This window comes from Butyricicoccus sp. Marseille-Q5471, from assembly GCF_951230135.1.
Classification (GTDB): Bacteria; Bacillota; Clostridia; order Oscillospirales; family Butyricicoccaceae; genus Agathobaculum.
Window position 1 is genome coordinate 160,428 of the sequence record NZ_CATNVC010000004.1, and the last position, 22,703, is coordinate 183,130.

The following is a 22,703-nucleotide window of genomic DNA, read 5'->3' on the forward strand; positions in this document are numbered from 1 at the left end:
CCCCTTATCTGAACTGGTTTTCCAGGCCTGCCGCGTAGCGCATGACCACGTCCTGCGTTGCGTCCTCCCGGTTCAAGATGCCTGTAATCGTGCCTTCGTGCATGACGACTACGCGGTCGGACATACCAAGCACCTCGGGCATTTCGGACGAAATCATGATAATCGCCCGTCCCTGCCCGGCCAGACGGCTGAGCATGCGGTGGATTTCGGATTTCGAACCGACATCGATGCCGCGCGTCGGCTCATCTACAATGATAATCTCCGGATCGCTGTACAGCCAGCGGGCAATCAGCGCCTTCTGCTGGTTGCCGCCCGACAGATTGCCGATAATCTGCTGTGCGCCCGGCGTTTTAACGTTGAATTTCTCAATCTGCTCGTCGCAGGTCTGTTTCACCTTGCCGTAATCAATCTGCTTCATGGTGTTTTTCATCATGTCCCAGTTGACGACCATAATGTTGTCCTGCACGCTGAGGTTCAAAAAGCAGCCGTTGCCGCGCCGATCCTCGGTCAGGAACGCGATTTTATGTGAAATCGCCTGCTCCGGCGTATGAATTTTCACCGTTTTTCCGTCGATTTGGATTTCGCCCGTATCCGCTTTGCGGATACCGAACAGCGTTTCCATCACCTCGGTGCGGCCCGCGCCCATCAGTCCGGCAAAGCCGAGGATTTCTCCCCGCCGTACCTCGAAATTGATGTCGTGCAGCAGTCCCTTGACCGACAGATTGCTGACCCGCAGCTTCACATCCCCGATTTCCGCGGGTTCTTTGGGGAACATATCCGTAATTTCACGGCCGACCATGTTTTTGACCAGCTCATCCTGCGTCAGATTGTCCGCGTCCCAGGTGCCGATATAGCGCCCGTCGCGCAGAATTGCGATTTCATCGGAAATTTGGAATACTTCGTCCATCTTGTGCGTGATAAAGATGAAGGCAACGCCCTCTGCCTTGAGCTGCCGCACAATGCGGAACAGCTGCTGGCATTCCTTTTCGGTAATGGCCGAGGTCGGCTCGTCCATAATAATCAGCTTCGAGTGGTACGAAACCGCCTTGGCGATTTCAATCATCTGCATTTTTGCAACCGACAGCGTGCCCACCTCGGCGCGCGGGTCGATGCCCTCGATGCCCAATTGGCCGAAAAGCGCTTTTGTGTCCTGCACAATCTTTTTGCGGTCGAGCATGATACCCTTGATGCGATACGGCTCGCGGCCAATGTAGATATTCTCTGCCACGGTCATGTTGGAAATTGGGTTCAGCTCTTGGTAAATCATCGAGATGCCCTGCTGAATTACCTTGGTGATGGAACTGGTATCCAGTTCCTTGCCGTCAAAAACAATGCTGCCCGAGGTTCTCTGGTAAAGACCGACCAGAATCTTCATCAGCGTGGATTTGCCCGCGCCGTTTTCGCCCATCAGCGCCAGTGTGGTGCCGGGATGAATCGTCAGCTCCACATCGTCCAGCGCGACAACGCCCGGAAAGACCTTTGAGATGTGTTCCATCCGCAGCAATACCTTGCTTTTATCCATAACTGCCCTCCTTTTGGAAAACGACCCGGCATGCATGCCACGCCGGGTCGTATGTCGCTTATCGGTTAGCCCCCTACGAGCTCCAGATACTTATCTGCCTGATCGGGCAGCACGGTCTCATACGGTACGTCGATGTACTTTTCTACACTTTTGCCTTCGATGATATCGACCGCCGCCTTGACGCCCTGATAGCCCTGCTCATAGCCGTTCTGGAACACGGTCATGGCCATTTCGCCGCTCTTGAGTGCGTTCAGTGCTTCCGCGGTTGCATCAATGCCGCAGACCAGAATGTCCGTAATGCCGTTTTCCTTGAGCACCTTGGCAGCGCCCAGCGCCATTTCGTCGTTGCTTGCGATAATGGCATTAATGTCCAGACCCGAGTTGAGCCAGTTTTCGGTCTTGGTCATGGCCTCGTCGCGCATCCAGCCTGCATCCAGTTCGGAAACAACCTCAATATCGGGATATTTTTCTTCAAATACGCTCTTGTTGCCCTGCAGACGATCAATCGCGGCCTGCACCATCAATTCACCCGTCAAAATTGCGACCTTGCCCTTGCCGCCCAGTGCTTCGCCGACATATTCGGCCTGGAGCTTGCCAGACAGCACGTGGTCGGAGCCGATGTAGGTGTCATAATCGCAGTTGGCCTGTGTGTTAACGATGATGAACGGAATGCCCGCTGTGCGGCAGGCCGATGCCATCGGCGCGCAGCCCTCTGCGTCCACCGGCTTGATTACGACCGCGTCATAACCACCCGCGATAAAGTTCTCCACCTGCTGCAGCTGCTTGGCAACGTCGTACTCCGCGTCCTGCACGGTAACGGATACCTTGCCGTTGGATTCCGCCGCATAGCCGTTAACGCCGTCGGTTACGTTTGCCATGAAGTCGCTTAGGTAGTCAAACGAACAGCCGATTTTGTACGAACCCGTGTCGGCTGCCGCGCTGTCGCCCCCGCTGGCATTCGCATCGCCCGATCCCTCGCCTGTGCTGCCGCAGCCCGCCATCGTAGCGCCCAGCAGACTCATCGCCATCACCAGTGCAAACAGTCTCTTTTTCATTTTGCAGTCCTCCTCAAATCTTCTCAGCTTCTTCTATTGTCAAACGCACGCTGCGCTTGATTTCAGTTTTTATCGTCAATATGACTATTTACGCCTTGTTCGTTTTGTAGTTTTTATGCACTTTTCTTCTTGTTGCCCTTACTATATCTTAAAAAGCACAAAGTAGCAATCCACGCAATTACCCAAAGCATATGCAAAAATTAACCTGCAGAAATTTCACGCATGTATTTTTGTAGATTCTGCACAATCCCGCTCCGCTCTCAAAGATGTGCTAAATCACAAATAATTCCACAATATTTCCGCACTTTTCTTATTTCTTCTGTCGATTAAGCAAAACCCTTCTTTGTGCCGGTATAATCACAATTAATACAACACGATATGCGTCCCTGTGTTTCAGGTATAAAAAAACTGACGGAATGGATTTTCCGTCAGTTTTCAAATCAATATGCTATTGTGTGCCCGCGAACAGCGCTTCGCGCAGCTGCTGCCGGAGCTGCAAGCACCGCGCGTCCCCCGCCTCCATCGGCCGCGGCACGTCGAACGCTGCCTGCACGCGCCCCGGCCGCGGCGTGAGCACAATGACGCGGTGGGCAATTTTGAGTGCCTCGTCGATGTCGTGCGTTACAAACAGGACAGTCGGCTTGTGCTCCTCCCAAAGGGTGTGCAGCAGCTGCTGCATCTGCTCCCGCAGCTGTGCGTCGAGCGCCGCGAACGGCTCGTCCATCAGCAGGAGTGCGGGGCGCAGCACAAACGCACGCGCCAACGCCACACGCTGCTGCATGCCGCCCGAAAGCTCATGCGGATAGTGACGCTCAAACCCCGTCAGACCGACGCCGGCGAGCATGGTTTCCGCCGCCTGTCGGCGCTCATCCCGCGGCATGCCGCTTCGTTTCAGCCCGTAGGTCACGTTTTGCCGCACCGTAAGCCATGGAAACAGCGCGGGCGACTGGAACACAACGCAGCGTTCGGCCGATGGGGCGCTGATGGGCTGTCCGTCAAAGCATACCTCGCCCGAAGCGGGCGGCTCAAATCCCGCCGCAATGTTCAGCAGCGAGCTTTTTCCACAGCCAGAAGGCCCGAGCAGCGCGACAATCTGCCCCGGCTGCACGGCAAACGACACCCGATTGAGCGCTTCGACGATCATCCCATTCTCGGATACGAACCGCTGGCTCAGGCTGCTCACGGTGAGTCCCTGTTTCATCCGTGCACGCCCCCTTTCCGCAGCTGCGGACTGATGCGGCGACAGAGCGCGAGCAGCAGCCAGTCGGTCAGCTTGCCCGCCATGGCGATGACCACCATTGTTGCAAGCACGATGTCCACATGGCCGAGCATGCGACCGTCCGTCATGACCGCGCCCAGTCCCTCGGTCACGCCCGTGACCTCGCCCAGCACCAAATACGCCCACGCGATGCCCAGGCCGAGCCGCAGACCAACCGCAATTTCCGGCAATGCCGCAGGAAAAATGACCGTGCCGAACAGTGTCAGTCCGCGTGCACCAAGCATGCGCCCCGCGCGGACGGTCAGCTCAGGCACCGCCGCCGCACCGTGCGCCGTGTTCACATAAATCGGGAAAAAGCTGGCAAGCGCGATTAAAAACCGTGTGTTTCCCTCGCCCACGCCGAACCAGACGATGGCAATCGGCAGCCATCCGATGCCCGGAATGCTGCGCAGCAGGTGGATAAACGGGTCGAACAGCCGGCGCAGCAGCGCGATGCGCCCGGTCAGAAATCCGAGCGTCAGCCCGCACGCCGCCGCGATGGCAAAGCCGTTCAGCACACGCAGCAGGCTGTGCCACAGATGAAACCACAGCGTACCGGAATAGGGCGTGACTCCGTACCATCCGGTTGCAAAATCAATCAGCACGTGCAGCAGCCTCTGCGGCGAGGGCAGCTTGTATGCGGGCACGCCACACCAGTTCGTCGCCGCGAACCAGACGAAAAGCACCGCCGCCGGTACAATCAGGCCGACGGCGTCAAACCTGCTTTTCTTCATGCGCCCTGCTGCTTTGCCTGCTCGAGGAAGGACAGGTCAAACAGCGCGTCGATGTCGGGCACATGGTCAATCATGCCCAGCTCCACCATCTGCTGTGCAAGGTTTTTGGTGTTCTGGATGAACACCTCGTCAATGTCCCAGCACAGCTCAATGTTGTCCGCCGAGGTCTGGAGCAGTGCTTTGTCCGTGCCGAAGGAGGCGGCCTTGTCAAGCCACGCGTCCTGATCCTCGTTCATGAACTGCGCGGCGGCGATGTGCGCGTCGACCAGCGTCTGCACCAGCTCCGGCTTGCTTTGAATGGTGTCCTCGGTGACAATCATCGCGGCGTTGATTGTGCCGATGCTGTCGTCAAAATAGGGGTAGCTCAGGATGCGGCCATAGCCGTCCTGTACTGCCCGTGAGGGGTACGGCTCGCCGCTGAGAAACGCGTCGATTTGGCCGCCCGCAAGCGCCTGTCCCATGTCGAAAAAGTCGATGCGGGTCAGCGTCACGTCCTTTGCAGGGTCGAGTCCTGCACGGCGCAGCACGTCGAGCAGCAGCACATGATGCATCGTGCCCGGCACATAAGCAATGGTCTTGCCCTTGAGGTCATCTGCCGACTGGATATCCGAATCCTTGCCGACGACGAGCGCCGAGCATTTTTTGCACAGGCTGGTGACAATTTTAATCGGCTCACCCGCGGCGGCCGCCTGAATCGCGGTCGGAATGGTCGTGCCGGTCATGTCCAGACTGCCCGCGAGCAGCGCGGTTTTCTGGTCGCCGGGATTGGTGAAGGGTTTTACCTCGACCGTGCTGCCCCCGGGCACAAAATCCTCATAAAAATACGGTGTGAGCGTCTGTGCGGTCTTCCACGTGCCGATTGTGGCCTGCACGGCCGACACTTCCGCGGACGGTATGTCCGTCGAAGCCGCCGCGCCGCAGCCGGTCAGCAGCAGCATTACGCCGCAGAGCAGCAGCGCGGTCAGTCTGTGTTTTCCGTTCATGGTAAGTCTCCCCCCTCTTATTCCGCGGTGTGATGCACCGTGTATCCGGCGTTTTGAAACAGTGTTTTGGCCTGATCCGCGTCAAACTGATTCCATTTCCCGCCCGAACAGCAGCAGGTGTCGCGCGGAATCGAGCCGGTCTCGATGACGGTCACATTCGCGCCGAACTGCATGGCAAGCTCGGTGCCCGGATGAATGCAGATGTCCGGCACGCACGCGCCGCAGGCCAGCCGCACCACCGCGATGATCTGCGCCATGCGCGCGTCGCTCACCTGCGGATGCACGCCGAGCGGCGTGCCGGGAACGGGAATGCGCGCCATCGTGCCCGAAACAATCGCGCCGTACTCGGCCGTGAGCAGGCAGATGTCTGCAATTTCCTCGTTTGTATGCTCAACGCCGACCGGCTCAACCAGAAACACCAGCTTGAGCGGCGAATCCTTGACCGCTTGCAGGGTGTTTCGCCGCACCTGTGGGTCAAAGCGGGTATCCCTGCCCTCGCCCATGCGCAGGGAGTGGTAGATGAAATTCACGCCGCATTCAGCCAGCCAATTGGCCTTTTGCAGGTCAAATTCGCCGATGTTGAGGCCAATCTCGTACTCTCCGGGCACGCGGGCGCGGATGGTGCGAATCATTTCGCCGAGCGCATCCTGCGAATAGAACTCCGTGGTGCGCAGCACAATCCAACGCACGCCGTTTTCCACATAATCGCGCACCTGCGCGACGGTTTGCTCGGCGTCATAGTCGCGCTTGTCGCGCACGATGCCCCACGCTTCGCCCAACGAGCAAAAATCGCAGTTCATCGAGCACGGCGCGAAATCCACACCGATTGCACCCCAGAGGTAGGCGCGGTCGCGCGTAAGGCCTGCGGCGACACGGCGCGAGGCCGCGCCGAGCGCCGTCCACTCCTCGCTTTCGGGCACGATGGACAGCAGCTGCACAATCTGCTCCTTGGACAGCAGGCGATGCTTGTCCGCCGTCTGCTCCGCATAGGAAATGAGTTCCAAATTCGTCATGGTAATCCCCGTTTCTGCTCAAATCGTATATTAGACTTAATCTACTATCAGCATAGCAAATCCCGCAGCCGATGGCTTGCAGGATTTTGCGCTGTTTTGGTACTATGTTACTCGACCGCGATCACGTATTTTTCATACCACTTGCACGCTTCCTTGACCGCGCGGCGCACCGGCATACCCGCGCCGGACAGCACGGTCAGCCAGCCGCATTTCTCCTCCGGCACGTCAATCGCATACGGCGTGACCGAGGCGACATTGCCCACGCAGTCGACCAGACACATACCCTCCGTCGTTTGAACAAAGCCCTTGACGCGGAAGGTGTCCTCCAGGAACATTTCGATGAACTTTTGCAGGTCATAGGCGGAAATATCGGGAGAAATATGAATATTCAGCTGCTTGAGCGTCAAGTCGGCGGTCAGCGGCATATCACCGTCAGACAGGGTCTGCGCCTGCGAGAGCAGGTCGAGCAGCGTCCCGTCAGCCTGTCCGAAGCTGGTCTTTATGATTGGCATATCCGGACGCTGTCCACGGACGAGCGCAAGCGTCTGCGCAAGCTGTTCTTCGCTTGCGCGGTCAATTTTGTTGACCACTGCCACATCGCTCGACGCGAGCTGCTTGATGCAGGTGCGCGCGGTCGCGTACAGCTTGGGAAAGCGCACCGCGTCAATCAGGCACACGCCGCCCATGTATTCGATGTGCGCAAAGCGGTCGGTCTGGGAAAACAGACGGCGCACGCCCGTTGGGTCGGACAGACCGGAGGCCTCGACCAGAATCACGTCCGCGTCAATCTCCGCCGACTCCCGCAGCACCTTTTCAAACTGATCGAGCCGGCACGAGCAGAACACCGAGCCGCCCGAAATCTCCTGCAGATACGCCCCCAAATCAGAAAGGAGGGCGCCGTCGACGCCCTCCTTGCCAAATTCATTGACGATCAGCTGAATCTTCTGCCCGGCAAACAGGCGGATGAAGGTTTTCAAAAAGGTGGTCTTGCCTGCACCGAGAAAGCCGGTAATCAGATACAGCTTGCTCATCTCATTACCCCTTACAGGCCTCGATGGCTTCCTTGATGGCGGTTTCCAGCTCGGCCTTAGCCGGGATGATCGAACGGTATTTGAGCTCGCCGTTGATGTACATCGAGGGCAGGTTCGGCACGCCCATCTTGACACAGCGGGCAACGTTTTCCTTGTAGATGAACTTATACTCGACCATGTCGATTGCATCGCCGAAGGTCTCCTTGGCAGCGTTCGCCGCGCCCATCATGTAGCCGCAGGCAGCGCACTGCGCGGAGTCGAGCGTAAAAATCTCGACCAGCGGCTTTGCGAGGTTTGCGTAATCAGGCAGCACAACGCCCGAGGTATCAATTTCCTCTGCCTGATAATTCTTGACCATTTCACGCACGGTATCAGTCTCAATCGCGGCCTGTGCCACGCCGATGCAGTTTTCCACCGGCACATCATACGGCATATCGCAGCCGGGCGCGATGATGAAATTCTTCTTGACCGGAATGCTGTCGAGCAGGTCGACGGCAAACTTCATATTGTCCTGCTGATTGCCCAGCAGCATGATCGAGGTCAGCGGGATGTTGCCGCCGATAACCACGTTGTACTTGTCGGTAATTTCCTTGGCGGCGAGCAGGTTTACGTTTTCGTCCACCGAGATGGAGTCCGGGCCGGTCTGGCACATCGCCTCAACGTTGCGGGTTGCGTCGCCGCAGACGAAGAACGAGGAGAACGCGCCGGCTGCACGGATGTGATCGAACAGCTCGGTGTAGGGTGCGGTCATGTACTGCTCAAAGTGCGCGGTCGAAATCTGAGAAATCAGCGGGTCGACGATGGCGATGACGTCCATGCCGGCCTCAATGTAATAGTCAGCCATCTTCATGCACACGCGGTTGCAGAACGCGAACAGGCTCTCTACCTCTTCCTCGAAGTCGAACATGTCGGTAAAGAGGTTATTGCCGCGCAGATGGGACGCGAGGGTGAACGGGCCGCAAATCAGGCCGTAGAGCGCGGTCGTTTCGCCGACTGCTTCCTTCATGCGGCGCATGACCTCGAGCACATAGGGGATACGGCCGGATTCCTTGGTCGGAATCTTGCAGTCGCAGGGCGTTTCTGGTGCTTCCTCGTCGCTGCCGTCAAGCGGATGGCCGGATACGGACGGCGGGCAGTCATCCGCCCACGTCAGGTCGCAGCCCAGGCACTCGGCCTCAATCTGCAGGTCGAAAATGACCGGCTGACCGTCGGGCTTGTACAGGTTGTTCACCTCGAGCAGCGACTCGACCGCCGCATCGGCGTTGGTCAGCATTTCGGTGGCGGTGTAGCCCTTGAGCTTGCCTGCGTGTACGCCGGCAAACGGCACCCACGGTGCGCGCTCGGTCTCTTCATGGCGCAGGGTGCGGAACAGTAAGTCTTTCATAGGAATAATCCTCCTTCAATAAATACCTTTTCTATTTGCAGCAGCAGCAACCCGTGCCGCCCTGCCCTTGCTCTGCCGGCACTTCGTCCAGCTGGGATTCCAAGCGTCCGATCACATCGCTCACGCCGTCCCGATAGTCGCGCAGCGTGTGCAGCCAGTTATGCATGCACGCCCTGCCCTCCTCGGTGATGGAGAACACCCGTTTTCCGATGCCCGCAATCGACTCGGCATCCAAATACGACTGCACCAGACCCCGCTTTTCCATATCGCGCAGCACACGGTACACACCGGCCGGGTCGGGCAGCGCCTGCTGCCAGAGCGACGTTTGTCCGATTTTCTGCACGAGGTCGTAGCCGTGATCGGCGGACTGGCTCAAAAGGGATAGTATAATCGGCTGAACGAAGCGCATCAGCGTGCTGCCCTGACAGGCGCACTTTTCGGTTTCGTTTTTCAAATCGGCACCGCCCTTCGTTATGGCAACAGTATAGCATTTATTTTTTCAAAAGGATTGCACAATCTTCTACTCCTTTTGTAAAATCGTATTTATGAAAATCCGGTGTTGAAACGGTCTGTTTTGAACGTTTTTGCCGATGTAATTGTTCTAAAATTATGCAATCTTTATAATAGACCTTATCCACTATTCCTGCCCTGTATACAAAAGCAGGCGCACCGCCCTGTGGACGGTGCGCCTGCCGCGGCATGGATTGTGCCGCTGATTTGGGAGAATGGGAAAATAGAAAAGGAGAGAAGAAGAAAAAGAGAGTTCCCCCTCACCGCCGACCCTGTGCGTCCGTTTTACGCGAACGGATTTTCGGTCGGATACGGCAGTGTTTTGGGCTGGTTGTAGGCAATATCGGCGACGCCGAGGTACTTAAACACCTCAAACAGTGCCTTGCCGTAGTGGCCGAATGCGACCGCGCCGTGGTGCGGATACTGCTTTTCAATCAGCACATGGCGGTAGAAGCGATCCATTTCGGAAATTGCAAAAATGCCAATCGAGCCGAACGACTGGGTCGGCACGTCGAGCACCTCGCCCTGCGCCACATAGGCGCGCAGCGTGGTCGACGCGGTGGACTGCAGGCGGTAGAAGGTGATGTCGCCCGCCTTGATGTCGCCCTCCATCGTGCCGCGCGTGATATCCGGCTCGGCAAGATCAGGCTCCAGGTCGCGCTTCATAATCAGCTGGTACCCCATGTGCGGGTTGCGCAGCAGGCTCGGGCAGGTGTTGCCGCAGTGGAAGCCCATGAAGGTTTCCTTGTGGCGGTAGCCGGTCTTGCCCGCGATGGATTCGTCATAGATGGATGCAGGCACGGAGTTGTTAATGTCGAGCAGCGTCACAGGCGCACCGGACACGCAGATGCCGATGTACTCGGACAAAGCGCCGTAAATGTCCACCTCGCACGACACGGGAATGCCGCGGCCGGTCAGGCGAGAGTTGACATAGCAGGGCACAAAGCCGAACTCGGTCTGGAACGCAGGCCAGCACTTGTTGGCGAAGGCCGCGTATTTGCTTGTGCCGAGGTGCTCTGCCATCCAGTCCTCAAGCGTCAGCTCATACTGCGCAAGACGAGGCAGGATGCCGGAAAACTTGCTCTCCCCATTGCCTGCTTCGGCGGCCATTTCAGCCATTTTGGCGGGGATGCGGGGGTCGTCCTTGTGCTTGTTGTAGGCGACGAGGAGGTCAAGCTCGGAATGCTCCTCCACCGCAACGCCGAGGTCGTAAAGCGCCTTGATGGGCGCGTTGCAAGCGAGAAAATCGTTCGGACGCGGGCCAAACGCAAAGATTTTAAGTCCCTTCAGACCAATCAGCGCGGTAGCAACCGGCGCGAACTCGCGAATCTGCTGTGCGGCTTCCTCTGCGGTGGCGCAGGGATAATCCGGGATGTACACGCGCTTGCCGCGCAGGCCGAGGTTGTAGGACGCGTTGAGCATGCCGCAGTACGCGTCGCCGCGTCCGTCGTGCAGGTCACCGTCACCCTCGGCGGCCGAGGTGTACATCATCGGGCCGTCAAACCAGTCCGCAATCATGGTTTCGGGCGTTTCCGGTCCGAAATTGCCCAGAAAGACGCACAGCGCATTGACGCCCGCCGCCTTAACGTCGTCTACCGCCTTGCGCGCGTCCAGCTCGGTTTCGACGCAGATGGGACATTCGTACAGTCCGCCGCCAAAGGCCTTGACCACATTGGCACGGCGCTTTTCCGAAAGGGAAATCGGAAAACAGCCGCGGCTGACCGAAATAATACCCAGTTTCAGTTCAGGAATATTGTTCATTTTTCTATCCTCCGTTTCATCACAGCAGTGGTGCAATGTCTATATTTTCGCCTTTCAGACCGACAAACGCGCCCTGCTTGGCTTCATTGCTGTCCGCATGGGCAATCAGCCACTTGTTTTTTGCCCAGAGTAGGCCGTCTTCCTCATAAGTGCCGTCTGTCTGCGGCTTTTCGGTGTTTGTGCCGCGCGGCAGCACAACCGCTACGCGAAAGCCTTTGCCGGTTTCGCCGTCACAAGGCGCGTAGTGCAGCGTCGTTGCGTACAGCTCTACTGCCGTACCGGCGGGTGCGCGGAAGGCCTCAATCCGGTCGGTGCGGAGCGTGCCGTCCGCAAGCTCCTGCTGACGGCCGACCAGAAAGACCATTTCCTCGTCCACGATATTGATTTCACTGTCGCGGTGGTATTCCACGCAGTTTAGCTTTGTGTTTGTGCCGTTACAGTAGCCGATTTGAATCGGCATGCCGCCGTACACGCTGTTTTGCAGCGCCTCGTATGCCGCTGTCTCCTCAAGCGCCGCGCAGGACGGCACATAGACAACGCCATCCGCAGGCTTTTCGGTTTGCTTGCGCAGCACGCTCAGCAGCTGCGTCACGTCCAGTCCGCGCAGCACACGTCCATATGGTGCGAAGGACTTACTGAATACACTTTGCAGTTCCATAATTCCTCCTTACAGCTTGGCGAGCGCGGCATAGCTGTCGCGCAGCGCGGGATACAATGAGCGATACACCTCGTACACCGCGTCATACCGTTTTCCGGCAGCCGCATCCGGCTGCTGCGGCGCACTCGTGCGGATGACCGCCGCGCAGGCGGCCGGCACGCTCTCATACAGTCCCGCACCGACGCCCGCGAGCAGTGCCGCGCCGAGCGCCGGACCTTCCCGGCTGGCCACGGTGGACACCTCACAGTCCAGCACATCGGCCAACATCTGCCGCCACAGCGGACTCGTTCCGCCGCCGCCGCAGGCGACAATCTCCCGATTGGTCACGCCCATCTCATGCAGAATCTCGGCGCAGTCGCGCAGGCTGTACGTCACGCCCTCCATAATCGCGCGGATCATCTCGGCGCGTGTGTGGATGGCCGACAGCCCGATGAACGCGCCGCGGCAGTCCGGATCGAGATGCGGCGTGCGCTCGCCCATTAAATAGGGCAGGAAAAGCAGGCGCTTTGCGCCCTCGGGCACGCGCTCGGCCATATGGTTCATCAAATCGTACGGGTCGACCCCGCGCTTTTCCGCATCGGCGATGATGTCCGCGCAGAAATTGTTGCGAAACCACTGCAGCGACGCGCCTGCAGCGAGCGTCACACCCATCACATGCCACGCGCCGGGCACGGCACAGCAGAAGGTATGAACACGGCCCTTGGGGTCGATGGACAGTTCGTCCGTGTGGGCGAACACCACGCCCGAGGTGCCGATGGTGGCAAAGGCCTTGCCCTCTGTGACAACGCCGGTGCCCACGGCTGCCGCCGCATTGTCGCCCGCGCCGCCGACCACGATGGTGCCTGCGGCAAGACCGGTGTCCGCCGAAGCTTCGTCGGTGATGCGTCCGGTCACTTCGGGACTTTCATAGACCTTGGCAAGCAGATTTTTATCAATTTCAAGCTTTTCGAGCACTTCGTCTGACCAGCAGCGATGCGGTACATCAAGCAGTCCCATGCCGGAAGCATCCGAAACCTCGGTGGCGTACGCGCCGGTGAGTTTGAGGCGGATGTAATCCTTGGGCAGCAGAATGTGTCGGCACTTCGCATAGAGTTCCGGCTCATGCTTGCGCACCCAAAGAATCTTGCCGGCGGTAAAGCCGGTCAGCGCGGGATTTGCCGTCAGCTCAATCAGGCGGTCGCGGCCGACGCGGGCATGGATTTCCTCGCACTCGGCGGCCGTGCGTCCGTCGCACCAAAGGATGGCGGGACGCAGCACGTCATTGTTTTCATCGAGCAGCACGAGCGAATGCATCTGACCCGACAGGCCGATGCCGCGAATTTCCTGCGGGTCTACCCCGCTGGTTTTCAGCACGCGCCGGATGCCCTCCCGCGCGGCGTTCCACCAATCCTCCGGGTTCTGCTCTGCCCAGCCGTTTTCCGGCTGCTGCATGGGATATTCGAGCACAGCGCTCGCCATCACGCCCCCCGCGGTGTCAAACAGCGCGGTTTTCGTGCCGGAGGTACCAATGTCGATTCCAAGTAAGTAATTCATTCTTTATCCCTTTCTCATCGGGACTTGTTCTGCTTCTTGCTCACCACGTCAAACACGACCGCGAACAGCAGCACCAGACCCTTGACCACCTTCTGCCAGTTGGCGTCGATGCCGAGGATGGACATACCGTTATTGAGCACGCCCATGAAAATTGCACCGATGACCGCGCCGCCGACTGTGCCCACGCCGCCGTAGGCCGAAGCGCCGCCGATGAAGCAGGAGCCGATTGCATCCATCTCATAGTTGGTGCCTGCGGAGGGCGCTGCCGAGTTGAAACGGCCGATGCAGACGAGCGCTGCGACCGCCGACAGGAACGCCATGTTGACATACACACCGAACATGACCTTTTTGGTGTCAATACCCGAAAGCTGCGTTGCCTTCTGGTTGCCGCCGAGGGCGTAAACGTGGCGGCCGGGTACGGTGCGTGTGGTGAAATACTGATAAATGAACACAACGACCGCGAGCAGAATCAGCACGCTCGGCACGCCCTTGTTTTTGCCGAGCAGATAGAACACGACCAGAATGGCCGCGCAAACCACTGCCAGACGAACCATCAGCATGACCGGAGAGCCGGTCTGATAGCCCTTGCGCTTTTTCTGCACGCGTCCGAGCAGCGTCAGCGCGACAAACACTGCGCAGCACACCGCGCCGACCGCAATGGTCACGCCGAAAATCGTGCCCGCATCCGTGCCCGCGCCGGGCAGGTACGAGGTAAAGTATTTCAGATAATTTTCCGGGAAGGGCGAAATCGTCGTGCCATCCAGAATGATGGTTGCCAGACCGCGCCAGATGAACATGCCGCACAGCGTGCAGATGAACGGCGGGATGTTGACATACGCAATCCAGAAGCCCTGCCAGACGCCGACCAGCAGGCCGATCCCCAAGCAGATGAGCATCGCCAGATAGATGTTCATGTGCCAGTTGACAATCAGCGTACCGGCGACCGCGCCGACCAGTGCGACGATTGAGCCGACCGACAGGTCGATATTACCGCCGGTCAGGATGCACAGCAGCATGCCGGTCGCCAGAATGACCACGTAGCTGTTCTGCATGATGAGGTTTGCAATGTTGGACGGGGCAAACAGCGAACCCTTGCCCGCCCCCATAATCAAAATCTGGAACAGCGCCATGACGACAATCAGCGCCACCAGCATCGTATTCTTTTTCAGTGTCTCTTTTACCTTTGTCATTTACGACACACCCTTTCCGCTTGTCTGCAGGATACGAGCCATAATGGCCTCGCTTGTCGCCTCCGCGATGGGGAATTCACCGACCATGCGTCCCTCGTTCATGACATAAACGCGGTCGGACATGCCAAGTACCTCGGGCAGCTCGGACGAAATCATGATGACCGACTTGCCTTCCGCAACGAGCTGGTTGATGATCGTATAAATTTCGTACTTTGCGCCGACGTCGATGCCGCGCGTCGGCTCATCGAGAATCAGGATATCGGGGTCGGCGAACATCCACTTGGCGAGCAGCACCTTCTGCTGGTTTCCGCCCGACAGATTGCCCACGTTCTGCTCAACGCTCGGGCACTTGGTGTGCAGCTTCTGCCGGTATTCCTCAGCCACCTGCGCCTCTTTATCCGCGTCGATGACGTTGTGCTTTGAAATTTTGTCCATCTTGGCCAGCGTCGTGTTGACGCGGATGGGATTGGACAGAATCAGACCGTTGCCCTTGCGGTCCTCGGTCACATAGGCCAATTTTGCGTCAATCGCGTCCTTGACCTTTTTCAGCTGCACCTCTTTGCCGCCGATTTTGAGCGTGCCCGTGATGTTCGAGCCGTAGCTGCGGCCGAAAATCGACATGGCAAGCTCGGTGCGTCCCGCGCCCATCAGGCCGGAAATGCCGACGACCTCTCCGCGGCGCACATTAAAATCAACCTTGTCGACCACCTTGCGCCCTTCATAAATCGGATGGTACACCGTCCAGTCCTGTACCTCCATCGCAATCTCACCGATTTTCGGCACACGCTTGGGGAACCGGTCGGACAGGTCGCGGCCGACCATGCCTTTGATGATGCGCGTCTCGGAGAAATCATCCACGCCCTTGGTAAGCGTCTCGATGGTCGAGCCGTCGCGAATGACGGTGATTTTGTCCGCTACATAGGAGATTTCGCCCAGTTTATGCGAAATGATAATGCTTGTCATGCCCTGCTTCTTAAACTGCAGCAGCAGCTCGAGCAGCTTCTGGCTGTCCGACTCGTTGAGCGACGCGGTCGGCTCGTCCAGAATGAGCAGCTTTACGTTTTTTGCCAGTGCCTTGGCGATTTCGACCAGCTGCTGCTTGCCCACACCGATATCCTTAATGAGCGTATGGCTGGACTCGGTCAGCCCCACCTGCGCGAGCAGTTCGTCCGCACGGTGATAGGTTTGATCCCAGTCAATGCGCGCGGAGGTGCCGCGCTCGTTGCCGAGGAACATGTTTTCGCCGATGGATAAGTACGGCACAAGCGCCAGCTCCTGATGGATGATGACAATGCCCTTGGCCTCGCTGTCCTTAATGGTCTTAAAGCGGCATTCCTGTTGCTCAAACAGAATGTCCCCCTCGTAGGAACCGAACGGGTAGATGCCGCTCAGCACGTTCATCAGCGTGGATTTTCCCGCGCCGTTCTCACCGACGAGCGCGTGAATCTCCCCCGCCTCGACCTCGAGGTTGACATTGTCCAGCGCCTTGACACCCGGGAACAGCTTGGTGATGTTTTTCATCTGCAAAATTGTATCTGCCATTTGTCTTGCTCCCCCTTTCCGAGGTAAAACCGGGGCAGGCGGTCAGTCAGCCGTCCGCCCCGGTTTTTGTCGTTATGCCAAATCCGCTTCGGTGTAGTATCCGCTGTCGATCAGGATGCTCTTATAGTTGTCCTTATCGGCAAATACCGGGTCGCACAGGTAGGACGGAATCACGCCCGTGCCGTTGTCGTAGGTTTCGGTGTCGTTCACTTCAGGCGCGGTGCCCTTGATGATTGCATCAACCATCTTGACCGTGGCGTCTGCCAGCGTGCGGGTATCCTTGAAAATCGACATCGACTGCACGCCTGCGATGATGTTCTTGACGTTCGGCTTGTCGCAGTCCTGACCGGTGATAACCGGCATGTTATCCTTGTTGTAGCCGGCTGCCAGCAGTGCGTTTTGCACACCGTAAGAGGTGGAGTCGTTCGAGCAGAGCACGGCGTCGAGCTTCTTTGCGTCCGGGCCGTAGCCAACCGAGGTGATGATGTTTTCAAAGCGCTTCTGCGCTTCTTCGGTCGACCAGTTTGCGGTTGCGCACTGTGCCTTCTCGGTCTGACCGGACGGAACGACCAACTTGCCGCTGTCGATATACGGCTGGAGAATATCCATCGCGCCGCCGAAGAAGAAGTTTACGTTGTTGTCATCCGGTGCGCCGGTGACCAGTTCAATGTTGAACGGACCTGCCGCATTGTCCAGATCGAGCGCGTCGCGGATGTACTCGCCCTGCATGGTGCCGACCTTGTAGTTATCAAAGGTGGCGTAGTAGGAAACCGCGTCCGAGTTCATAATCAAGCGGTCATAGGAGATGACCGGGATGTTCTTTTCCTTTGCGCCCTTGAGCGCTTCGGTCAGCGCCGAACCGTCGATAGCCGCGATGACCAGTGCGTCGCAGTCGCCCGAAATCATGTTCTCAATCTGGGAAACCTGCGTCGGGATGTCGTTGTCGCCCGCGTACTGCAAATCGACCTGATAGCCTGCCGTTTCGAGCTGCTGCTTCATGTTCGTGCCGTCCTGATTCCAGCGCTGGAGAGACTGGGTCGGCATCGAAACACCGATTTTCGCTGTAGTGCCCGCGTCTGTCGCGCCCTCTGCCTGCGCGCTGCTGTCCGTAGTCGTGTTTGCGTCCGAACCGCCGCCGCACGCCGTCAGGCTCAGTGCCATTGCCCCTGCCATCAGTGCTGCCAATAACCGCTTTTTCATCATGTACACACTCCTTCGAAATTCTCTCTTGCATTTGTTCCATGCCATCGACTGACCACTTGGAATGATATTTGCTAATTACTTTTGTAAATATCATTTCCTTATGTTGTGTTCACATCATACGTTTGCCGGCCGTAAAAGTCAATAGGATTTATACATATCTTCCAATTTTCAGAGTTTTGTCCAAATCCGTTTTTTATTTTTTATCTATTTTTCCGTCTTTTCCCTTTTCCCGTTTTGAGCACAAAAAGGGACGTATCCAATCGGATACGTCCCTCAAAACCCATTTTCGGGTCATTCGTTGATAAAAGTGTCGACAAAATGCAGCGCTACACCGATGCAGTTTGCCTTGGCGCGGCATTTTCCGAGGTGCAGATAGCGTCCGTCATCCCCAAAGCTATTCAGCGCGGCCAGACGCGTGCGGATATCGGGCAGATAATCCTCCATAAAGGGGGTAATCATGCCGCCCAGCACCACATCGCAGTCCATCACCATGCGGATGGAGTTGATGCCGACCGCCAGATCGTCCATATACTGCTTCCAAATCGCAAAGCAGTCCGCATCGCCCTGCTGCAGTTTTTCAAAAAACTCCTCAATTTGAAGATCCAAATCGTCCGTCAGGCGCGAAACCGAGCAATATGCCTCCAAGCAGCCGCGCTTACCGCAGCTGCACGGACGGCCGTCCGGCACGATGCCCATGTGGCCGAACTCACCGCTGCGGCGGTTGACGCCCGCATACGGCCTGCCGCCAATCAGCAATGCACCGCCCACGCCCTTGCCGAGGAACAGATACGCCATGCTGTCCAAATCGCTGCGGTTCCACCACTCGGCATAGCCGCCCGCCGACGCATCGTTTTCCACGAACACCGGATATGGAAACAGCTCGGTCAGCAGCGCGAGATTCATCTTGCGAATGCCAAGAATGGGCGCGACCTCAATCAGGCCCCGCGCTTCATTGATGATGCCGGGCAGCGTTACGCCAATGCCTAGCAACCGCGCGCGGTCAAGATGAAAGGCATCCAGGAACGCCTCTACCGCCGCGAGCAGCTGCTGACGGTATGCCGCATCGTTGCTGAACGGGCAGGAAATGCGCTGAAACGCGATTTCGTTTGCAAGCAAATCAATTGCGACAATGCGGATATGCTTCGGCGAAAGCTCCACACCGACCGAGAAGCGTGCATCTGCCGCCATCTGCATGGTGCGCGCGCGGCGGCCACCGGTCGAGTCAATCAGACCCGCGTATTCGATGAGTCCCTGCTCCATCAGGTCGCGCAGGTTCTGCGTTACCGTTGGCAGGCTCAGATGCAGCGCCGCGGCAATCTCCTGCTTGGTGCGGGGCGCATCCGCATTATAAAAATAGTGATAGACATTTCTTCGGTTGCGCCTGCGCAGCTCCGCCGTGGACATTTTTTCCGCCATGATCGATGCACCAACTTTTATAAAAGTTATTTTCTTTTATTGTAGCACTTTTAGCGGCAAAAAGCAAGGCAATAATTATTCTTTTGCAGTGATTTTCAAATTTATGGATGCTCTTTTCATTTCACCTTAATTTTTTGCGCTCTTTTCTTTTCTGAAAATCCGTGCTACGATTTCGACATACCACGATATGACTGGAGGGGAATCACGATGGGCATGCTTCGGCAGCAAGCCTTTGGAAAAACAGCGGACGGACAGCAGGTAACGCGCTTTCTTCTGTCCGACGGCACGGTCACCGCCGCCATTTTGGATTTCGGCGGCACGGTGCAATCGGTCCTCGTCCCAAACCGGCAGGGGACGCCGACCGATGTTGCACTCGGCTATGACACGATTGCGGACTACGAGCGGCAGGACAAATTCCTCGGCGCACTCATTGGGCGCTGCGCCAACCGCATTGCGCGCGGCACCTTTTCACTCGACGGCAAGGCGTATTCCCTGCGCTGCAACGACGGACGCAACCATCTGCACGGCGGGCACGGCTTCGACAAGCGCCTGTGGCAGGCGGACGTGCAGGACGATCAGCTTGTGCTGACGCTGGAAAGCGACGACGGGGACGAGGGGTATCCCGGCGCACTTTCGGTTCAGGTGACCTATGCCCTGCAAAACGGCGCACTGTCCATCAACTACGAAGCGCGGGCGGCGGCGGATACGCTCTGCAATCTGACCAATCACACCTACTGGAATCTCGCGGGGCACGATGCGGGCACGGTCGGCGGACAGCTGATTTCGCTCTGCGCCGATGCCTTCACCCCTGTCGATGCGGAGGCGATTCCGACCGGTGCGCTCAGTGCAGTCGAGGGAACGCCGTTCGATTTGCGCTGCCCCACCCCCATCGGGCTGCATTGGGACGACGCGGCAGAACAGCTGACAAACGTCGGCGGCTACGACCATAATTTTATTGTCAACGGCGCGGCAGGAGGCCTGCGTGCCGCTGCGGCGGCGCACTGCGAGCAAACCGGCATCCGCATGGAGGTCGAAACCACTATGCCCGGCCTGCAGTTTTACACCGGCAACGCACTCGCGGGTGCGCCCCTCGGCAAGGGCGGCTGTACGTACGGACGGCGGCACGGATTCTGCCTGGAAACACAGTTCTATCCGGACGCCATCCACCATCCCCGCTGGCCGCAGCCCATCCTGCGCGCGGGCGAAGCCTACCGGCAGCAAACGGTGTATCGCTTCTCGGTGCACCGGTGACGCACACCCCCTCGCAACTCCAAAGACTCCGCCCTGCGCGGGGTCTTTTTTTCTTTGCTTGCAGCAGCGTTTGCAGGTGGTATTTTTCTGTTAATTTTTCCTATTTCTCGCACGGGTTCTCTTGTGATAATCACCTTTTAATCTGCTCATTTTTATGCATTATCAACAAATGAATTCGCCCTTTTTCTATTCATCTTGACACTACATTTAAAAACACCTAAGATGATAGTGTGTGAAATGGGCGTATTCTTAAATTTTACCAGGAGGACAACCCTATGCAGGAGCAACAGCTTGCCCGCGTGCAGGAAATTGCCGCATCATACGGCTTCGATCAATCCAATCTCATCGCTATTTTACAAGAGATTCAGGCGGACGCCAAATACCTGAGCGAAGAAGCGCTGACCCTTGTCGCCAAGCTTTTGGGCGTCAGCACCGCGAAGGTTTACAGCGTCGCCACTTTTTATGAGAATTTTTCTCTGGAGGCTAAGGGACGGCACATCATCAAGGTCTGCGCCGGCACGGCCTGCCATGTGCGCAAATCGCAGCCGATTTACGACGCGATTGCCGCGCATCTTGAACTTTCCGGCAAAAACAAAACCTCAGCCGACGGCATGTTTACCCTTGAGACCGTCGCTTGCCTCGGCGCGTGCGGACTTGCGCCCGTCATGACCGTTGACGGCGAGGTTTACGCCAAAATGACGCCGGACGCAGCGCTCGAGCTGCTGCAGGATATTCGAGCCAAGGAGGGCGCTGCCACATGAACCGTAACCGTAACAAACTGACGCGGGACAGCTTCCACGTCTTTCAGGCCAACGCCCGCAACGCGCTGCGCCAGAGCGAGCGCATTCCCGCCGTGCTGATCTGCGCGGGCACCGGCTGCATCGCCGGCGGCGCAATGAACATCTATGAAAACATCAAGGCCGAATGCGCGGCGCGCGATCTGCCGGTCTATGTCGGACTCAAGCACGACTCCGAGGAGGAGAAGAGCCTGCACGTCAAGATGAGCGGCTGCCACGGCTTCTGCGAAATGGGCCCGCTGGTACATATCGAGCCACAGGGCATCATGTACATCCACGTAAAGCCCGAGGACTGCCACGAAATCATCGAAAAGACCATTCTCGGCGGCGAAATCATCGACCGGCTGGTGTATCATCTGGACGGTGTGGCCTATCCCAAGCAGGAGGACATCCCCTTCTACAAAAAGCAGCACCGCGTTGTGCTCGAAAACTGCGGCAAGAGCGACGCGGAGGACATTGAGGAATACATCGCCAAGGGCGGCTACGCGGCCTTTGAAAAAGCGCTGTTTGACATGACGGATGAGAGCATCTGCAAAACGATTACCGACTCCGGCCTGCGCGGCCGCGGCGGCGGCGGCTTCCCTGCCGGCCGCAAGTGGGACGGTGCGCGCCGTCAGAACTCGCCGCAGAAATACATCGTCTGCAACGGCGACGAGGGTGACCCCGGCGCGTTCATGGATCGCTCGATTATGGAGGGCAACCCCCACAGCCTGATGGAGGGCATGATGATTGCCGGTCTCGCCGTGGGCGCGAACGCGGGCTATGTGTACGTCCGTGCCGAGTACCCGCTCGCCGTCAACCGCCTGAAAACCGCGATTGAAAAGGCCGAATCCTACGGCCTGCTCGGCGACCATATCATGGGCTCGGACTTCAGCTTCCACATCCATGTCAACCGCGGCGCGGGCGCCTTCGTCTGCGGCGAGGGCAGCGCGCTGACCGCCTCGATCGAGGGCAACCGCGGCATGCCGCGCGTCAAGCCGCCCCGCACGATTGAACACGGCCTGTGGGAAGAGCCGACCGTACTGAATAACGTTGAAACCTTCTCAAACGTGCCGCTTATCATCCGCAACGGTGTGGACTGGTACCGCTCAATCGGCACCAAGACCAGCCCCGGCACCAAGGCCTTTGCGCTGACCGGCAACGTGGTCAACACCGGCCTGATTGAGGTACCCATGGGCACGACCGTGCGCGAGGTCATCTTTGACATCGGCGGCGGCATCCAGAGCGGCAAGGAATTTAAGGCCGTGCAGATCGGCGGCCCCTCGGGCGGCTGCTGCTGCGCGTCGAAGGAGCATCTTGACCTTCCACTCGACTTTGACTCGCTCAAGGGCATCGGCGCGATGATCGGCTCGGGCGGCCTTGTCGTCATGGACGAGGACACCTGCATGGTTGAGGTTGCGCGCTTCTTCATGCGTTTTACGCAGAACGAATCCTGCGGCAAATGCGTCCCCTGCCGCGAGGGCACCAAGCGCATGCTGGAAATTCTGGACCGGATTTTGGACAACAAGGGCTCTCCGCAGGATCTTGACCTGCTGGAGGAACTGAGCGATACCATCACGAGCACCGCGCTGTGCGGCCTGGGCAAGAGCGCCTGCAAGCCGGTGCAGAGCACGCTGAAATACTTCCGCGACGAATATCTCCGCCACGTGGTCGACCACCACTGCCCGATTTGCAACAAGGAAAAGCCGCACCCCACCATCGCGGCCGATTTGTGCAAGGGCTGCGGCAAGTGCCGCAAGAGCTGCCCGATGGAAGCCATTGAGGGCAAGGTCAAGCAGACGCACACCATTGATGCCAACAAGTGCATCAACTGCGGCGCGTGCATTCAGAACTGCCCGTTCGGGGCAATCAAGGAGGGTTAA

The 22,703-nt window shown here is 58.0% G+C and carries 19 protein-coding genes; 3 read left to right on the plus strand and 16 right to left on the minus strand.

Features of this window, described 5'->3' with window-relative positions:
• Window positions 1-4: 4 nt before the first annotated feature.
• From QOX26_RS06985 to QOX26_RS07060, 16 genes are all read right to left on the minus strand, one after another.
• Window positions 5-1,522, minus strand: a complete 1,518-nt coding sequence (locus tag QOX26_RS06985; RefSeq protein WP_283674253.1) for a sugar ABC transporter ATP-binding protein — start codon at window positions 1,520-1,522, stop codon at window positions 5-7.
• Between the two features lie 65 nt (window positions 1,523-1,587).
• On the minus strand, window positions 1,588-2,577 hold the full coding sequence (locus QOX26_RS06990) for a substrate-binding domain-containing protein (RefSeq protein WP_283674254.1): 990 nt from the start codon (window positions 2,575-2,577) through the stop codon (window positions 1,588-1,590).
• A gap of 448 nt (window positions 2,578-3,025) precedes the next feature.
• Complete coding sequence (locus QOX26_RS06995) at window positions 3,026-3,778, minus strand: ABC transporter ATP-binding protein (RefSeq protein ID WP_283674255.1); 753 nt, start codon at window positions 3,776-3,778, stop codon at window positions 3,026-3,028.
• A complete protein-coding gene (locus QOX26_RS07000; RefSeq protein WP_283674256.1) occupies window positions 3,775-4,569 on the minus strand; it encodes an ABC transporter permease in 795 nt (264 codons plus the stop codon). Before QOX26_RS07000 ends, QOX26_RS06995 begins: the two co-directional genes overlap by 4 nt.
• The gene (locus tag QOX26_RS07005; RefSeq protein ID WP_283674257.1) at window positions 4,566-5,552 is read right to left on the minus strand and encodes an ABC transporter substrate-binding protein; all 987 of its coding nucleotides are present in this window, start codon (window positions 5,550-5,552) and stop codon (window positions 4,566-4,568) included. The genes QOX26_RS07000 and QOX26_RS07005 overlap by 4 nt, the downstream gene beginning before the upstream one ends.
• A 17-nt stretch (window positions 5,553-5,569) precedes the next feature.
• Window positions 5,570-6,565 carry a radical SAM protein gene (locus tag QOX26_RS07010; protein ID WP_283674258.1) on the minus strand — a complete coding sequence of 332 codons (996 nt, stop codon included), beginning with the start codon at window positions 6,563-6,565 and terminating at the stop codon, window positions 5,570-5,572.
• A gap of 107 nt (window positions 6,566-6,672) precedes the next feature.
• Window positions 6,673-7,596 carry a CobW family GTP-binding protein gene (locus tag QOX26_RS07015; protein ID WP_283674259.1) on the minus strand — a complete coding sequence of 308 codons (924 nt, stop codon included), beginning with the start codon at window positions 7,594-7,596 and terminating at the stop codon, window positions 6,673-6,675.
• Window positions 7,597-7,600: 4 nt separating this feature from the next.
• Window positions 7,601-8,980: a uroporphyrinogen decarboxylase family protein gene (locus QOX26_RS07020; RefSeq protein ID WP_283674260.1), complete on the minus strand. Its 1,380-nt coding sequence runs from the start codon at window positions 8,978-8,980 to the stop codon at window positions 7,601-7,603.
• 31 nt (window positions 8,981-9,011) lie between these two features.
• The gene (locus QOX26_RS07025; protein ID WP_283674261.1) at window positions 9,012-9,434 is read right to left on the minus strand and encodes a PadR family transcriptional regulator; all 423 of its coding nucleotides are present in this window, start codon (window positions 9,432-9,434) and stop codon (window positions 9,012-9,014) included.
• Between the two features lie 341 nt (window positions 9,435-9,775).
• Window positions 9,776-11,251 carry an L-fucose/L-arabinose isomerase family protein gene (locus QOX26_RS07030; RefSeq protein WP_283674262.1) on the minus strand — a complete coding sequence of 492 codons (1,476 nt, stop codon included), beginning with the start codon at window positions 11,249-11,251 and terminating at the stop codon, window positions 9,776-9,778.
• A gap of 19 nt (window positions 11,252-11,270) precedes the next feature.
• Window positions 11,271-11,909, minus strand: a complete 639-nt coding sequence (locus QOX26_RS07035) for a DUF4867 family protein (RefSeq protein ID WP_283674263.1) — start codon at window positions 11,907-11,909, stop codon at window positions 11,271-11,273.
• Window positions 11,910-11,918: 9 nt separating this feature from the next.
• A complete protein-coding gene (gene xylB / locus QOX26_RS07040) occupies window positions 11,919-13,442 on the minus strand; it encodes a xylulokinase (protein WP_283674264.1) in 1,524 nt (507 codons plus the stop codon).
• A 14-nt stretch (window positions 13,443-13,456) separates the two neighbouring features.
• Window positions 13,457-14,632 carry a multiple monosaccharide ABC transporter permease gene (gene mmsB, locus QOX26_RS07045; protein ID WP_283674265.1) on the minus strand — a complete coding sequence of 392 codons (1,176 nt, stop codon included), beginning with the start codon at window positions 14,630-14,632 and terminating at the stop codon, window positions 13,457-13,459.
• Window positions 14,633-16,174 carry a multiple monosaccharide ABC transporter ATP-binding protein gene (gene mmsA, locus QOX26_RS07050; protein WP_283674266.1) on the minus strand — a complete coding sequence of 514 codons (1,542 nt, stop codon included), beginning with the start codon at window positions 16,172-16,174 and terminating at the stop codon, window positions 14,633-14,635.
• A 72-nt stretch (window positions 16,175-16,246) separates the two neighbouring features.
• On the minus strand, window positions 16,247-17,374 hold the full coding sequence (gene chvE, locus QOX26_RS07055) for a multiple monosaccharide ABC transporter substrate-binding protein (RefSeq protein WP_283674267.1): 1,128 nt from the start codon (window positions 17,372-17,374) through the stop codon (window positions 16,247-16,249).
• Window positions 17,375-17,668: 294 nt separating this feature from the next.
• On the minus strand, window positions 17,669-18,793 hold the full coding sequence (locus tag QOX26_RS07060) for an ROK family transcriptional regulator (RefSeq protein ID WP_283674268.1): 1,125 nt from the start codon (window positions 18,791-18,793) through the stop codon (window positions 17,669-17,671).
• A gap of 207 nt (window positions 18,794-19,000) precedes the next feature.
• Between QOX26_RS07060 and QOX26_RS07065 the strand changes: the two genes are divergently transcribed.
• The 3 genes from QOX26_RS07065 (at window position 19,001) to QOX26_RS07075 (ending at window position 22,703) form a co-directional block, all read left to right on the plus strand.
• Complete coding sequence (locus QOX26_RS07065; RefSeq protein WP_283674269.1) at window positions 19,001-20,044, plus strand: aldose epimerase family protein; 1,044 nt, start codon at window positions 19,001-19,003, stop codon at window positions 20,042-20,044.
• A gap of 275 nt (window positions 20,045-20,319) precedes the next feature.
• A complete protein-coding gene (locus tag QOX26_RS07070) occupies window positions 20,320-20,805 on the plus strand; it encodes an NADH-quinone oxidoreductase subunit NuoE family protein (protein WP_283674270.1) in 486 nt (161 codons plus the stop codon).
• Window positions 20,802-22,703: an NADH-ubiquinone oxidoreductase-F iron-sulfur binding region domain-containing protein gene (locus QOX26_RS07075; protein ID WP_283674271.1), complete on the plus strand. Its 1,902-nt coding sequence runs from the start codon at window positions 20,802-20,804 to the stop codon at window positions 22,701-22,703. The genes QOX26_RS07070 and QOX26_RS07075 overlap by 4 nt, the downstream gene beginning before the upstream one ends.

What these genes read in the sequence shown, in the direction of transcription:
- QOX26_RS06985 (WP_283674253.1), bottom strand. Translation starts at nt 1,522, where the DNA reads ATGGATAAAAGCAAGGTATTGCTGCGGATGGAACACATCTCAAAGGTC.
- QOX26_RS06990 (WP_283674254.1), bottom strand. Translation starts at nt 2,577, where the DNA reads ATGAAAAAGAGACTGTTTGCACTGGTGATGGCGATGAGTCTGCTGGGC.
- QOX26_RS06995 (WP_283674255.1), bottom strand. Translation starts at nt 3,778, where the DNA reads ATGAAACAGGGACTCACCGTGAGCAGCCTGAGCCAGCGGTTCGTATCC.
- QOX26_RS07000 (WP_283674256.1), bottom strand. Translation starts at nt 4,569, where the DNA reads ATGAAGAAAAGCAGGTTTGACGCCGTCGGCCTGATTGTACCGGCGGCG.
- QOX26_RS07005 (WP_283674257.1), bottom strand. Translation starts at nt 5,552, where the DNA reads ATGAACGGAAAACACAGACTGACCGCGCTGCTGCTCTGCGGCGTAATG.
- QOX26_RS07010 (WP_283674258.1), bottom strand. Translation starts at nt 6,565, where the DNA reads ATGACGAATTTGGAACTCATTTCCTATGCGGAGCAGACGGCGGACAAG.
- QOX26_RS07015 (WP_283674259.1), bottom strand. Translation starts at nt 7,596, where the DNA reads ATGAGCAAGCTGTATCTGATTACCGGCTTTCTCGGTGCAGGCAAGACC.
- QOX26_RS07020 (WP_283674260.1), bottom strand. Translation starts at nt 8,980, where the DNA reads ATGAAAGACTTACTGTTCCGCACCCTGCGCCATGAAGAGACCGAGCGC.
- QOX26_RS07030 (WP_283674262.1), bottom strand. Translation starts at nt 11,251, where the DNA reads ATGAACAATATTCCTGAACTGAAACTGGGTATTATTTCGGTCAGCCGC.
- QOX26_RS07035 (WP_283674263.1), bottom strand. Translation starts at nt 11,909, where the DNA reads ATGGAACTGCAAAGTGTATTCAGTAAGTCCTTCGCACCATATGGACGT.
- xylB (WP_283674264.1), bottom strand. Translation starts at nt 13,442, where the DNA reads ATGAATTACTTACTTGGAATCGACATTGGTACCTCCGGCACGAAAACC.
- mmsB (WP_283674265.1), bottom strand. Translation starts at nt 14,632, where the DNA reads ATGACAAAGGTAAAAGAGACACTGAAAAAGAATACGATGCTGGTGGCG.
- mmsA (WP_283674266.1), bottom strand. Translation starts at nt 16,174, where the DNA reads ATGGCAGATACAATTTTGCAGATGAAAAACATCACCAAGCTGTTCCCG.
- chvE (WP_283674267.1), bottom strand. Translation starts at nt 17,374, where the DNA reads ATGAAAAAGCGGTTATTGGCAGCACTGATGGCAGGGGCAATGGCACTG.
- QOX26_RS07060 (WP_283674268.1), bottom strand. Translation starts at nt 18,793, where the DNA reads ATGGCGGAAAAAATGTCCACGGCGGAGCTGCGCAGGCGCAACCGAAGA.
- QOX26_RS07065 (WP_283674269.1), top strand. Translation starts at nt 19,001, where the DNA reads ATGGGCATGCTTCGGCAGCAAGCCTTTGGAAAAACAGCGGACGGACAG.
- QOX26_RS07070 (WP_283674270.1), top strand. Translation starts at nt 20,320, where the DNA reads ATGCAGGAGCAACAGCTTGCCCGCGTGCAGGAAATTGCCGCATCATAC.
- QOX26_RS07075 (WP_283674271.1), top strand. Translation starts at nt 20,802, where the DNA reads ATGAACCGTAACCGTAACAAACTGACGCGGGACAGCTTCCACGTCTTT.